This is a genomic window from Pseudomonas alkylphenolica, from assembly GCF_004025535.1.
In the GTDB taxonomy this organism is placed as follows: Bacteria; Pseudomonadota; Gammaproteobacteria; order Pseudomonadales; family Pseudomonadaceae; genus Aquipseudomonas; species Aquipseudomonas alkylphenolica_A.
The window spans coordinates 225,360-237,459 of record NZ_QJRG01000039.1 but is presented as its reverse complement, the minus strand read 5'-3'; the positions used below and the strand labels follow the sequence as shown (position 1 = coordinate 237,459).

The 12,100-nt window shown below is 62.5% G+C and carries 11 protein-coding genes; 3 read left to right on the top strand and 8 right to left on the bottom strand.

The window, feature by feature from the left end:
• Window positions 1–52: 52 nt before the first annotated feature.
• The 8 genes from DM813_RS10810 to bioB form a co-directional block, all read right to left on the bottom strand.
• Entirely contained in the window at window positions 53–1,336 is a 1,284-nt protein-coding gene (locus DM813_RS10810; protein ID WP_128323390.1) for a GGDEF domain-containing protein, read from the bottom strand.
• A gap of 151 nt (window positions 1,337–1,487) precedes the next feature.
• On the bottom strand, window positions 1,488–3,293 hold the full coding sequence (locus DM813_RS10805; RefSeq protein ID WP_128323389.1) for a phenylacyl-CoA dehydrogenase: 1,806 nt from the start codon (window positions 3,291–3,293) through the stop codon (window positions 1,488–1,490).
• Between the two features lie 266 nt (window positions 3,294–3,559).
• A complete protein-coding gene (locus DM813_RS10800; protein WP_128323388.1) occupies window positions 3,560–3,856 on the bottom strand; it encodes a pyrroloquinoline quinone biosynthesis protein PqqE in 297 nt (98 codons plus the stop codon).
• Between the two features lie 107 nt (window positions 3,857–3,963).
• Window positions 3,964–4,644 carry a dethiobiotin synthase gene (gene bioD, locus DM813_RS10795; protein WP_128323387.1) on the bottom strand — a complete coding sequence of 227 codons (681 nt, stop codon included), beginning with the start codon at window positions 4,642–4,644 and terminating at the stop codon, window positions 3,964–3,966.
• Window position 4,645: 1 nt separating this feature from the next.
• Window positions 4,646–5,470, bottom strand: coding sequence for a malonyl-ACP O-methyltransferase BioC (bioC, locus tag DM813_RS10790; RefSeq protein ID WP_128323386.1), 825 nt, complete (start codon window positions 5,468–5,470; stop codon window positions 4,646–4,648).
• Window positions 5,463–6,194, bottom strand: coding sequence for an alpha/beta fold hydrolase (locus DM813_RS10785; protein WP_128323385.1), 732 nt, complete (start codon window positions 6,192–6,194; stop codon window positions 5,463–5,465). Before DM813_RS10785 ends, bioC begins: the two co-directional genes overlap by 8 nt.
• Complete coding sequence (gene bioF, locus DM813_RS10780) at window positions 6,187–7,359, bottom strand: 8-amino-7-oxononanoate synthase (RefSeq protein WP_128323384.1); 1,173 nt, start codon at window positions 7,357–7,359, stop codon at window positions 6,187–6,189. Before bioF ends, DM813_RS10785 begins: the two co-directional genes overlap by 8 nt.
• Window positions 7,360–7,366: 7 nt before the next feature.
• Entirely contained in the window at window positions 7,367–8,425 is a 1,059-nt protein-coding gene (bioB, locus tag DM813_RS10775; protein ID WP_128323383.1) for a biotin synthase BioB, read from the bottom strand.
• 90 nt (window positions 8,426–8,515) lie between these two features.
• Here bioB and DM813_RS10770 point away from each other — a divergent pair, with 90 nt between their 5' ends.
• The 3 genes from DM813_RS10770 to DM813_RS10760 all read left to right on the top strand — a co-directional run bounded on the left by DM813_RS10770 (window position 8,516) and on the right by DM813_RS10760 (window position 12,042).
• Window positions 8,516–9,253, top strand: a complete 738-nt coding sequence (locus tag DM813_RS10770) for a ComF family protein (RefSeq protein ID WP_128323382.1) — start codon at window positions 8,516–8,518, stop codon at window positions 9,251–9,253.
• A 59-nt stretch (window positions 9,254–9,312) separates the two neighbouring features.
• The gene (locus tag DM813_RS10765; RefSeq protein WP_128323381.1) at window positions 9,313–10,077 is read left to right on the top strand and encodes a TOBE domain-containing protein; all 765 of its coding nucleotides are present in this window, start codon (window positions 9,313–9,315) and stop codon (window positions 10,075–10,077) included.
• Window positions 10,078–10,140: 63 nt separating this feature from the next.
• Complete coding sequence (locus tag DM813_RS10760; RefSeq protein WP_128323380.1) at window positions 10,141–12,042, top strand: PhoX family protein; 1,902 nt, start codon at window positions 10,141–10,143, stop codon at window positions 12,040–12,042.
• Window positions 12,043–12,100: the final 58 nt, after the last annotated feature.

Sequence of the window (12,100 nt, the reverse complement as noted above, 5' to 3'; positions counted from 1 at the left end):
AACAACTTTTGCGAGACATAGGGTCATCTGGTGACCGGTTAGTCAGCTGCAGTCACGCCATGCGCACAGCGCCGCGCTTGGCTTGAACACCATAAGCCATGACACAGTTGCGCCCTGCGCCCTTGGCGCTATAGAGCGCCTGATCCGCAGACTTGAGCACTTCGTCGGGTGAACGGTGATCAACCAGACGCTCGCTGACGCCGATACTGATCGTTACCGAAACACTGGAAGCCGCCGAGGCGCCTCGCCGCTGGCGACCTTGCTGATCGTCTTGCGGGCGGTTGTCCTGGTTGCGCAGCTGGATGTTGTAGTTGGCAATCACCTCGCGCACCGCTTCCAGGTGCGGCATGCACTCCTCGATGCTTTTGCCGGCAAACACCAGGGCAAATTCTTCGCCGCCGTAGCGATAAGCCCGACCGCCACCGGTCACCTTCGACAGTTTGCTGGCCACCAGACGCAACACCTGGTCGCCAACATCGTGGCCATGGGTGTCGTTGAATTTCTTGAAGTGGTCAACGTCGGTCATCGCCAGCACATAGTTACGCCCAAGGCGCTGCATGCGCTCGTTGAGCGCACGACGTCCCGGCAAGCCGGTGAGCTCATCACGGAAGGCCATCTGATACGCCTCGTGGGAAACCGCGGCGGCAATCATCAGCATCACCTGACTGCACATGATGTTCAGGGTGAAAGGCAGGATGAAGGTCTTGGGCAGCATCCAGAAAATCCCGATCAGGCCAATGACCTGTGCGGCGTGCAGCGGCCGCGGTTCGCGCAGGTACTGCACCACGAGCACGATGAAGGCCACGATGAAGACCGGGTATGCCAGCTGGATCAGACTCATCCACTGGCCATGCAGTGAAGGCCAGCGAATCTCCGCCAGCCAGGCCAGCAGCGCCTGCGGGAAACTCTGCTCCAGGCCCAAGGCGACACTGCCGACAGCCAGCAACACGGCAAAACGCGCGACCATGTCCTGAAACAGGTGGGTGCGTTCCTGCCAGGCGCCGTACAGGGCGAACATCAGCGGTAACAACAGGCAGACCAGATGGAAGACCACCGCCGCATCCTCACGGACCCGGCCATTGTCACGGTAGTAATCGGTCTGGGTGTCGAGCAGAAAGTAGGCGATGTACACCGTGACCATCAGAAACAGTTCGCGCTGACGGCGATACACGGCGCAGTAGGCGCCGCCCAGCAACAGCACCAAGGTAGGCAAGACGTTGAACAGCGACGTGAAGAAGACGCTGAGGTCTCTTACATAGGCAGCCGCAAGCCCTGACACCAGCAAACAGGCTGATGGCAAAAAATGGCTCAGGCGTACAGCAGATAAACGAAACAAGGGTAATCTCCGACCCGGCAGATCAATAATGGCATTGTGCCCATAATGTATCGGCAACGCACATGAATAGATGAATGCGCGATCGGTAGAAATGGATGCAAAAAAAAACGCCCGCCGGTTAGGGCGGGCGCTTTTCAGTCACTGCGATCAATCAGTAGGAAAGACCGAAGTGCTCTTCGTTCATGTCCATCAGGTTGTTGGCACCCGACAGCATGGTTGCAACGTGGGTACGGGTACGCGGCAGGATACGCTGGAAGTAGAAGCGCGCGGTCTGCAGCTTGGCGGTGTAGAACGCCTCGTCGCTGGTGCCGGCAGCCAGTTTCTCGGCAGCCAGGCGTGCCATGTCGGCCCAGAAGTAAGCCAGGCAGGCGTAACCGGAGTACATCAGGTAGTCCACCGAAGCGGCACCGACTTCTTCGCGGTCTTTCATCGCGGCCATACCGACCTTCATGGTCAGCTCGCCCCACTCTTTGTTCAGCTGGGCCAGCGGTGCGACGAACTCGCTGATCGCTTCATTGCCTTCGTTGCCCTGGCAGAACTTGTGCACGATCTTGGTGAAGCCCTTGAGCGCTTCGCCCTGGGTCATCAGCACTTTACGGCCGAGCAGGTCCAGCGCCTGGATACCGGTGGTGCCTTCGTACAGCATGGAGATACGGCTGTCGCGAACGTTCTGCTCCATGCCCCACTCGGCGATGAAGCCGTGGCCGCCATAGATCTGTACGCCGTGGTTGGCCGCTTCGAAGCCGACTTCGGTCATGAACGCCTTGGCGATCGGGGTCATGAAGGCCAGCAGTGCGTCGGCCTTCTTCTTCTCTTCTTCGTCCTGGCTGTACTTGACGATGTCAACCTGCTTGGCAGTGAAGTACACCATCGCACGGTTACCTTCGGCGAAGGCTTTCATGGTCAGCAGCATACGACGCACGTCCGGGTGGACGATGATCGGGTCGGCGGCTTTGTCCGGCGCTTTCGGGCCAGTCAGCGAGCGCATTTGCAGACGGTCGCGAGCGTATTTCAGGCCACCCTGGAATGCCACTTCGGCGTGGGCGAGGCCTTGCAGCGCGGTACCCAGGCGAGCCGTGTTCATGAAGGTGAACATGCAGTTCAGGCCTTTGTTGGCCGGGCCGATCAGGTAGCCGGTTGCAGCGTCGAAGTTCATCACGCAGGTGGCGTTGCCGTGGATGCCCATCTTGTGTTCGATGGAGCCACAGGACACGGCGTTGCGCTCACCGACAGTGCCTTCGGCAGTCGGCAGGAACTTCGGCACGATGAACAGCGAGATACCCTTGGTACCTGCCGGGGCATCGGGCAGGCGAGCCAGCACGATGTGAACGATGTTGCCGGCCATGTCGTGTTCACCGGCCGAGATGAAGATCTTGGTGCCGGTCACTTTGTAGGAGCCATCGGCCTGAGGTTCGGCCTTGGTGCGCAGCATGCCCAGGTCGGTGCCGCAGTGCGGTTCGGTCAGGCACATGGTGCCGGTCCACTCGCCGGACACCAGCTTGGTCAGGTAGGTCTCTTGCTGCTCGGCGGTGCCGTGCTCGGAGATGGTGTTCATCGCGCCATGCGACAGGCCAGGGTACATGCCCCACGACCAGTTCGATTCGCCGACCATTTCGCTGATCGCCAGGCCCAGCGACTCCGGCAGACCCTGACCGCCATGCTCGACGTCATGGGCCAGGCTCGGCCAGCCGCCTTCGACGAACTGGTTGTAAGCTTCTTTGAAGCCCGTTGGGGTTTTTACGCCCGACTCGCTCCAGGTGCAGCCTTCCAGGTCGCCCACACGGTTCAGCGGAGCCAGTACCTGTTCACAAAACTTGGCGCCCTCCTCGAGGATGGCGTTAACCATGTCTGGAGTGGCGTCCTGGCAAGCCGGCAGGCTCTGATAATGCGCTTCGTAACCCAGCAACTCGTCACGAACGAAGCGAATATCACGCAAGGGGGCTTTGTATTCAGGCATAGCGATGAACCTCTGCTGATGAATCCTGGAGAGAGAAACCACGATCGACGACCGGTTGTTGTAGGCGTTCGATCAAACACTTGTTTGAAACATACGTTTACGCCGAAAACTTGTCAAGCATCAACCAGAGGACTGGCCGGTCATGCAAAACTGCGCGGTTACTTGGGCAAAAACCTGCACGAACGCGCAGGCAAGCGCCTGCCAGCAAGGCCAAGGCGCTGATACTCAAAGATTAGTTGAAGATGTGCGGCAGACGCGGGGAAGGGTCAGGCGTAGGTGTCGATCAGGGTGCCAAGCATTTCATCCGATGCTTTGGCCACTTTGACGCCTAATTCGACCTGATGCTTACCGAGGGCTATTTCCACCGTACTGGTGGGCAGGTCCATTTGCTGGCTGCGATCGACCGAACGCAAGCGCTCTGCCTGGTAGTCACTGGACTGGCTGGTAGCCGCGCGCTCGACAGTGGTGTTGGCGATCTGGCTGGCGGCCTGATCGACGCGGTTCTGCCCGGCCGTTATGGCACCGAGCCCTGCGTAGTAGGCAGAGTTGCCCGAGATTTCCATGTCAGAACTCCATGTCGCTGAAGACGAACAGCCTCTATTGAAGCAGACCTGCGGAGAAAAGGCCCGTTGAAATCACCGATGGCATCTTGCCATGCAATAGAGACGGCTTAGTCGAGCAGGTCCAGTTGCAGGTATTCGGCGACCCGCTCGGCCGAGGCTTGCTTGAGTTTCGGTACACGCCCGAGGCACGGCGCCGGCAAACGCTCGGCCAGCGTGGCAAGGTTCTCTTCCAGGCGCGAGGTACGCGGGTCGACGATGTTGGCCACCCACCCTGCCAGTTGCAGGCCATCACGGGCAATCGCTTCGGCACTGAGCAGCGCATGGCTGATGCACCCCAGGCGCACGCCCACCACCAGGATCACCGGCAGCTTCAGGGCAATGGCCAGGTCCGAAAGGTTGGCCTGATCCGACAACGGTACCCGCCAGCCACCGGCACCTTCTATCAAGGTGAAGTCCGCACCTTGGGCCAGGATATCGCGCATCGGCGCCAACAACCCCGGAACACTCAGGGCCACACCGGCCTCACGTGCAGCCAGATGCGGGGCAATGGCCGGCTCGAAGGCAAACGGGTTGACCTGCTCGTAAGGCAAGATGAGCGTGCTTTGCGCCATCAGTGCCAGGGCATCGTCGTTGCGCAACCCTTTTGCCGTCACCACACACCCGGACGCCACAGGCTTGGCCCCCAGCGTGGTCAAACCCGCCAGCTGCGCCGCGTGCAACAGCCCCGCGGCCACGGTGGTCTTGCCAACATCCGTGTCGGTACCTGCGATGAAATAGGCCGGACTCATCTCACTCCCCTTCTACCAACGGTTTGTGCAGTACACCGTAGACCACTTGATAGGTCGCCGGCAGCCCCTGCGCCTGTCGAAACTGCTCATAGGCCTGCAACAGCCCCTGCATCCGCGCCCTACCGGTCAGCCCTGCCGGGCGACCCGGGTTAAGATTATGCGCCCCCAGGGCCTTGAGTTCGTGGGTCAGGCTGCGCACGTCCGGGTAGTACAGCACGTGCGGGCGTGCCTCCAGGCTCAGCACCTGCAAGCCACTTTCAGCGCACAGGCGCTGGTAATCCTCAAGGCGACGGAAGCGGTTGACGTGGACCAGGCCATCGACCGCCTGCCAGCTCTCGCGCAACTCGTGCAAGGTACCGGCACACAAGCTGGTAAAGGCCAGTACACCGCCGGGTTGCAGGACGCGCTGCGCCTCATCGAGCACCGCGCGAAAATCACCACACCATTGCACCGCCAGGCTGGTAAAGATCAGCTCGACGCTGGCGTCCTGCAGCGGCAAACGTTCGGCATCACCCGCCACATGGTAATGCGCGCCCCCTTGCTCGCGTGCGTGCTGGAGCATGCCTTCGGCAATGTCCACGGCAACGCCATCAGCCTGCGCAAAGCGGTGACGCAAGGCACGGCTGAAATGGCCGGTGCCACTGCCCAGGTCCACCCAGCGCTGCGGCGCGACACTGGCGGGAAGTTGCTCGAGCAGTGCATTGCCCACCGCGCGCTGCAGTTCGGCAACGCTGTCATAACTGGCGGCAGCGCGCGAAAACGAGGCAGCGACCTGACGTTTGTCGGGCAAGGCGCCGGGCAGGCCCGGTTGAGAAAGATCAGTCATCGCCACTCTCATGTACAAAGGCCTTTATGGCAGCCGCCAGCTCATGCGGTGTCTCCATCACAAAACCATGAGCACTGTCTTCCAGCAGCCCGACTTCCACGTCGGGCAATTCTTCCAGCAACACCCCGGCAACTTCTGCCGGTACCAACCCGTCACGGCCGGCAAACAGGTGCAGTTGCGGGCCATCGTAGGCCTGCAGGGCAGCCCGGGTATCGAGTTTACCGAGTACTTCGAGCCCGGCCACCAGTTGCTCGGGGGCAGGCTCGGGCATCGCCGCACCAAGCAGGCGGGCCAGGCTGCGTGATTCTTCAGCACCCTGGCTGCACAGCGAAATGAAGCGCTTGAGGGTGACCTGGGTGTGATAGCGGCAGCCTTCAAGGAAGGTTTGAAAAGTGTCCGCCGCCATACCGTGAGGCCAGTCCGGGCGGCTGACGAAACTGAGATTGCTACCCAGCGTGATCAATCCACAACAGTCGTCGCCACGACGGGCAGCCAGTTCGGCCGCGAGCATGCCGCCCAGCGACCAGCCTCCAAGCCAGGCGTTGCGTGGCAACTGTCGGTCGAGCGTGCTCAGCCAGTCTTGCGGGTCATGCGACGCCAATCCGGGCAGGTCGTGGATCTCGACCTGCAAGCCGGGATCGATGGCGCGCAGCGCCGCCACCAGTGGCTGCAACGCCGAACGCCCCAGGCCCCAGCCCGGCAACAGTACAAGTCGGTTACGCATCAGCGGGCTCCAGTAGCGGATAACAATCGGCCAATGCTTCCAACAATAGCTGCACCTGCGCGGCACTGTGCGCCGCACTCAGGGTTACGCGCAGACGGGCACTGCCTGCCGGTACCGTCGGTGGGCGGATCGCGGTTACCAGCAAGCCACGCTCACGCAGCATCTGCGACAAGCGCAGGGCGCGCGCGCTGTTGCCGATCAGGATCGGCTGGATCGCGGTGAAGCTGTCCATCAACTGCAGACCGATCTGCTCGGCACCGGTGCGAAACTGCTGGATCAGCGCCGCCAGGTGCTCGCGCCGCCAGTGCTCGTTGCGCAACAGCTGAAGGCTGCGCAAGGTGGCACAGGCCAGGGCGGGTGGCTGGCTGGTGGTATAGATGTAGGGGCGGGCGAACTGGATCAGGCACTCGATCAATTCCTCGCTGCCGGCGACAAAGGCCCCGGCGGTGCCGCACGCCTTACCCAGCGTGCCGATCAGTACCGGCACCTGCTCGGTGCTCAGGCCGAAATGCTCGACAATCCCTCCACCGTTGCGCCCCAGTGTGCCAAAGCCATGCGCATCATCGACCATCAGCCAGGCATCGCGAGACTTGGCCGTGGCGGCCAGGGCCGGCAGCTCGGCAATATCGCCATCCATGCTGAACACCCCGTCGGTGACCACCAAGGTGTTGCCCACCGCCTTTTCCAGACGACTGGCGAGACTGTGCGCATCATTGTGCAGATAGCGGTTGAAGCGCGCGCCACTGAGCAACCCTGCGTCGAGCAACGAGGCGTGGTTGAGGCGGTCCTGCAGCACCGTATCGCCCTGCCCGACCAGCGCCGTCAAGGCGCCCAGGTTAGCCATGTAGCCGGTGGTGAACAGCAGTGCACGCGGCCGCCCGGTCAGCTCGGCCAGGGCTTCTTCCACCTGGTGATGCGGCGTGCTGTGGCCAATCACCAGATGCGAAGCGCCACCGCCAACACCCCAGCGCTCGGCACCGGCACGCCAGGCGGCAATCACTTCGGGGTGATTGGCCAGGCCCAGGTAATCGTTGCTGCAGAAGGCCAGCAACGGCTGGCCATCGACCATCACTTGCGGGCCCTGCGGGCTTTGCAGCAACGGGCGCTGACGGTACAGGTCGGCGGCGCGGCGTTGTTCCAGCCGCGCACGAAGATCAAAGGCCATGGCCGCCTCAGGCCGAGGCGGCGTTGTAGAACAGCTCGCTGCTCTTCTGCTCCACCAGTGCCTGCTCGATCGCCGCCTGGTGGACCTCGTCAGCGTGCTCTTCGCGCGCTTCTGGCTGAATGCCGAGGCGGGCGAACAACTGCATGTCTTTGTCGGCCTGCGGGTTGGCGGTGGTCAGCAACTTCTCGCCGTAGAAGATCGAGTTGGCGCCGGCGAAGAAGGCCAGGGATTGCATCTGTTCGTTCATCGCCTCACGACCGGCGGACAACCGCACGTGGGATTTGGGCATGAGGATCCGGGCGACCGCGAGCATGCGGATGAAATCGAACGGGTCGACTTCCTCGGCGTTTTCCAGCGGCGTGCCGGCGACTTTCACCAGCATGTTGATCGGTACCGACTCCGGGTGCTCCGGCAGGTTAGCCAGCTGGATCAGCAACCCGGCGCGGTCGTCCAGCGACTCGCCCATGCCCAGGATGCCACCCGAGCAGATCTTCATCCCGGCATCGCGGACATAGGCCAGGGTCTGCAGGCGCTCGCTGTAAGTGCGGGTGGTGATGATGCTGCCGTAGAACTCCGGCGAGGTGTCGAGGTTGTGGTTGTAGTAATCCAGCCCGGCGTCGGCCAGTGCCATGGTCTGTTCCTGGTCGAGCTTGCCCAAGGTCATGCAGGTTTCCAGGCCCATGGCCTTGACCCCTTTGACCATCTGCAGCACGTACGGCATGTCCTTGGCCGACGGGTGCTTCCAGGCGGCGCCCATACAGAAACGCGTCGAACCGATGGCCTTGGCCCGCGCCGCTTCTTCGAGGACCTTCTGTACTTCCATCAGCTTCTGTTTTTCCAGGCCGGTGTTGTAGTGACCGGACTGCGGACAATATTTGCAATCTTCCGGGCAAGCGCCGGTTTTGATCGACAGCAGGGTCGAGACCTGAACGCGGTTGGCGTCGAAATGCGCGCGGTGCACGGTTTGCGCCTGGAACAGCAAGTCATTGAACGGTTGCTGGAACAGTGCCTTGACCTCGGCCAGGGTCCAGTCGTGACGTGTTGTTGCAGTTGTGCTGGCGCTCATCGGCGGTTCCTTGTTTTAGGCTTTGTCTGGCGCCGGGACAGGAATGCCCGCCAGCGCATCACGGATAGCTCGCATAGTTAAGGAAGCCCGATGCGCTGTCAACCACCACTCAAAAGCATGGTTTACAACTGGCTAAATAATAGCCACGCATGTTTGCTCTGTGATGAGAAAGCAGAACAGCCTTATCCGCTGTGCGTACCCTGCGAAACCGAACTGCCCTGGCTGCAGGACGGCTGTCAGGTCTGTGCCCTGCCGTTGCCGATGCAGGGCCTGACCTGTGCGCCGTGCCGTCGCCGCCCTCCTGCCTTCTACTGCGTCGAAGCACCCTGGCACTACGGCTTTCCGCTGGACACGCTGATCAGCCGGTTCAAGTACAACAGCCACTGGCCGCTGGGGCGCTTGCTGGCAACCTTGCTCGGGCGCTGGCTCAGCCACCGCTACGGCGACGGCTTGCCTCGGCCGACGCTGCTCCTGCCTGTGCCCCTGAGCCGCCGACGCTTGCGTCAGCGCGGGTATAACCAGGCGGCCATGCTCGCCCATTGGCTGGCTGCGCAGATCGGCATCGCCTGTAACGATCACGTGCTCCAGCGTGTGCTCGAGACGCCCGCACAACAGGGGCTCAGCGCCAAGTCGCGCAAACGCAACCTGAGCCAAGCGTTCTGCGTGGCCGATAGCGCCCCACTGCAGGGGCGCCACGTCGCGCTGGTCGATGACGTGCTGACTACCGGCGCTACCGCCCAGGCCCTGGCCAGCCTGCTGCTCAAAGCCGGAGCGCGGCGTGTTGATGTCTACTGCCTGGCGCGTACCGCCAAGCCCGGCAGCGCTTGACTTGGTGCCAGGGTGCGGGCACTTTCGTCGCAGATACTTTCTCAAGCCCGTGCCCGCACATGTCCTTGCCAGCCCTGCTCACCCAACACATTGTCCGCCGCCCCCAGCGCATTGCCCTGCTGCAGCACATTGCCGAACAAGGCTCGATCACCCGTGCGGCGAAAAGCGCCGGCATGAGCTACAAGGCCGCCTGGGATGCGATTGACGAACTCAACAACCTGGCGGCCAGCCCGCTGGTGGAGCGCAGTGTCGGCGGTCGGGGTGGCGGCGGCGCGAAGCTGTCGCCGGAAGGCCTGCGGGTTCTGCGCCTGTATCAGCGCCTGCAAGCTCTGCAGGCACAGATTCTGGAAGCTGCCGAAGACGCCAGTGATCTCGACCTGCTCGGTCGCCTGATGCTGCGCACCAGTGCCCGCAACCAGCTGCACGGTGAAGTCAGCGCCATCGAGCCCGAAGGGCATTACGACCGCATTCGCCTGGCCCTGGCTGGCGACCTCAGCATCGATGCCCTGATCACCCGCGACAGCACCCAGCGCCTGGAGCTTACCCCGGGCACGACGGTGGTGGCCCTGATCAAAGCCGGTTGGGTGACCCTGCTGGGCCCGCAGGAGCTGCCACATGAAGGCTTCAATTGCCTGCTGGCGAACGTCGAAGAACTGCTGGAAGAACCGCTCGGCCCCACAGAAGTACGGCTGACCCTGAGCAATGGGCAAACCCTGTGCACCTTTGCCGAACCTGCCTGGCTAAGTGCCCATGGCGTGGTTGCGGGAAGTGCCCTGCGCGTTCAATTCCAGCCGTCCTATGTGCTTATCGGCACGCCTTTATAAAACGGACACAAAACCGTCATGACCGCTGACTAAGGTGACTGGCAAAACCGCAGGAAGCCTGTCATGCACCTATTAGAAGAACACCAGCAAACCGACCTGGAACACCTCGTCAGCCTGAGTCGCCGTCGTTTTATCGGCGCGGGTGCCCTGTGCGGCGCCGCGCTGTTTCTCGGGGGCAACCTGCTCAGCCGCAGCGTCATGGCTGCGAGCCTCAGCGCCGCCAACAGCAACCTGCTTGGCTTCACCGGCATCCCTGCGGCAACCACCGACAGCATCAGCCTGCCACCGGGCTACAAGGCCTCGGTACTGATCAGCTGGGGCCAACCGCTGCATAACAATGCGCCGGCATTCGACGCCTCGGGCAACGGTAGCGCCCAGGCCCAGGAGCTGCAGTTCGGTGACAACAACGATGGCATGAGCCTGTTCCCCTTCCCGGAGGATGACAACCGGGCGTTGATGGCCATTAACAACGAGTACACCAACTACCGCTACCTGTATGCCCACGGTGGCCAGCCGACATCGGCTGAAGAGGTGCACAAGGCCCAGGCCGCCGAAGGTGTTTCGGTCATTGAGGTCAAACGCAGCAACGGCCAGTGGCAGTTCGTCCAGGGCTCCCCCTACAACCGCCGCATCCATGGCAACACGCCGATCCGCGTCAGTGGCCCGGCGGCTGGCGATGCCCTGCTGAGGACGGCGGCCGACAACAGCGGACGCAAGGTGCTGGGAACCTTCCAGAACTGCGCCAACGGCAAGACGCCCTGGGGCACCTACCTGACCTGCGAAGAAAACTTTACCGACTGCTTTGGCAGCACCAACCCCGAACAGGCATTTGACGCCGGGCAGAAGCGCTACGGGGCCTCGGTCAGCAGCAAGGAAATCGGCTGGCACCCGCACGACCCGCGTTTCGACCTGGCAAAGAACCCCAACGAGCTGAACCGCCATGGCTGGGTGGTGGAAATCGACCCGTTCAACCCGGACTCGACGCCGATCAAGCGGACCGCCCTGGGCCGCTTCAAACACGAAAACGCTGCCCTCGGCGAAACCCGCGATGGCCGCGCCGTGGTGTACATGGGCGACGATGAGCGCGGAGAGTTCATCTACAAGTTCATCAGCCGCGATCCCATCGACCACAAGAACCCCAGCGCCAACCGCAGCCTGCTCGACCACGGCACATTGTATGTAGCGCGCTTTGACGAGGGCGATCAGCACGCCGATCACCCGCGCGGCAAAGGTCAGTGGCTGGAGCTGACCCATGGCAAGAATGGCCTGATTGCCGCCAATGGTTTTGCCAGCCAGGCCCAGGTTCTGATCCATGCCCGCCTGGCGGCCAGCCAGGTGGCGGCAACACGCATGGACCGCCCGGAGTGGATCGTCGTCAGCCCTAAAGATGGCCAGGTCTATTGCACCCTGACCAACAACGTCAAACGCGGCGAACCGGGCCAGCCCGCCGGCGGCCCGAACCCGCGCGAGAAAAACCTCTACGGGCAGATTCTGCGCTGGCGCGAGAGCGCTGATGACCACGGCGCCATGAGCTTCGACTGGGATTTGTTCGTGGTTGCCGGCAACCCGGCGGCGCACCCGGGCGATGCCAAGGGTGGCTCCAGCAACGTCACCGCACAGAACATGTTCAACAGCCCGGACGGATTGGGCTTCGATGCCGACGGCCGCTTGTGGATCCTCACTGACGGCGACTACAGCAATGCCGGCGATTTCGCCGGTATGGGCAACAACCAGATGCTCTGTGCCGACCCGGCCAGTGGCGAGATCCGTCGCTTTATGGTCGGGCCGGTGGCCTGCGAAGTGACCGGCATTGCCTTCGCACCGGACCACCGCACCTTGTTCGTAGGAATCCAGCACCCCGGGGAAACCGGCGGCTCGACCTTCCCGGAGCACCTGCCCAACGGCAAGCCACGCTCTTCGGTAATGGCGATCAGTCGGGAAGATGGCGGGATCGTTGGCACCTGAGCTCGCGCCCACAGGTGTGTGACGATGTGCGGTACCATGCAGGGAACCGCACAGCTGG

Coding starts and splice junctions, on each gene's coding strand:
- DM813_RS10805 (WP_128323389.1), bottom strand. CDS start 3,293: ATGCCTGAATACAAAGCCCCCTTGCGTGATATTCGCTTCGTTCGTGAC.
- DM813_RS10800 (WP_128323388.1), bottom strand. CDS start 3,856: ATGGAAATCTCGGGCAACTCTGCCTACTACGCAGGGCTCGGTGCCATA.
- bioD (WP_128323387.1), bottom strand. CDS start 4,644: ATGAGTCCGGCCTATTTCATCGCAGGTACCGACACGGATGTTGGCAAG.
- bioC (WP_128323386.1), bottom strand. CDS start 5,470: ATGACTGATCTTTCTCAACCGGGCCTGCCCGGCGCCTTGCCCGACAAA.
- DM813_RS10785 (WP_128323385.1), bottom strand. CDS start 6,194: ATGCGTAACCGACTTGTACTGTTGCCGGGCTGGGGCCTGGGGCGTTCG.
- bioF (WP_128323384.1), bottom strand. CDS start 7,359: ATGGCCTTTGATCTTCGTGCGCGGCTGGAACAACGCCGCGCCGCCGAC.
- bioB (WP_128323383.1), bottom strand. CDS start 8,425: ATGAGCGCCAGCACAACTGCAACAACACGTCACGACTGGACCCTGGCC.
- DM813_RS10770 (WP_128323382.1), top strand. CDS start 8,516: ATGCGCTGTCAACCACCACTCAAAAGCATGGTTTACAACTGGCTAAAT.
- DM813_RS10765 (WP_128323381.1), top strand. CDS start 9,313: ATGTCCTTGCCAGCCCTGCTCACCCAACACATTGTCCGCCGCCCCCAG.
- DM813_RS10760 (WP_128323380.1), top strand. CDS start 10,141: ATGCACCTATTAGAAGAACACCAGCAAACCGACCTGGAACACCTCGTC.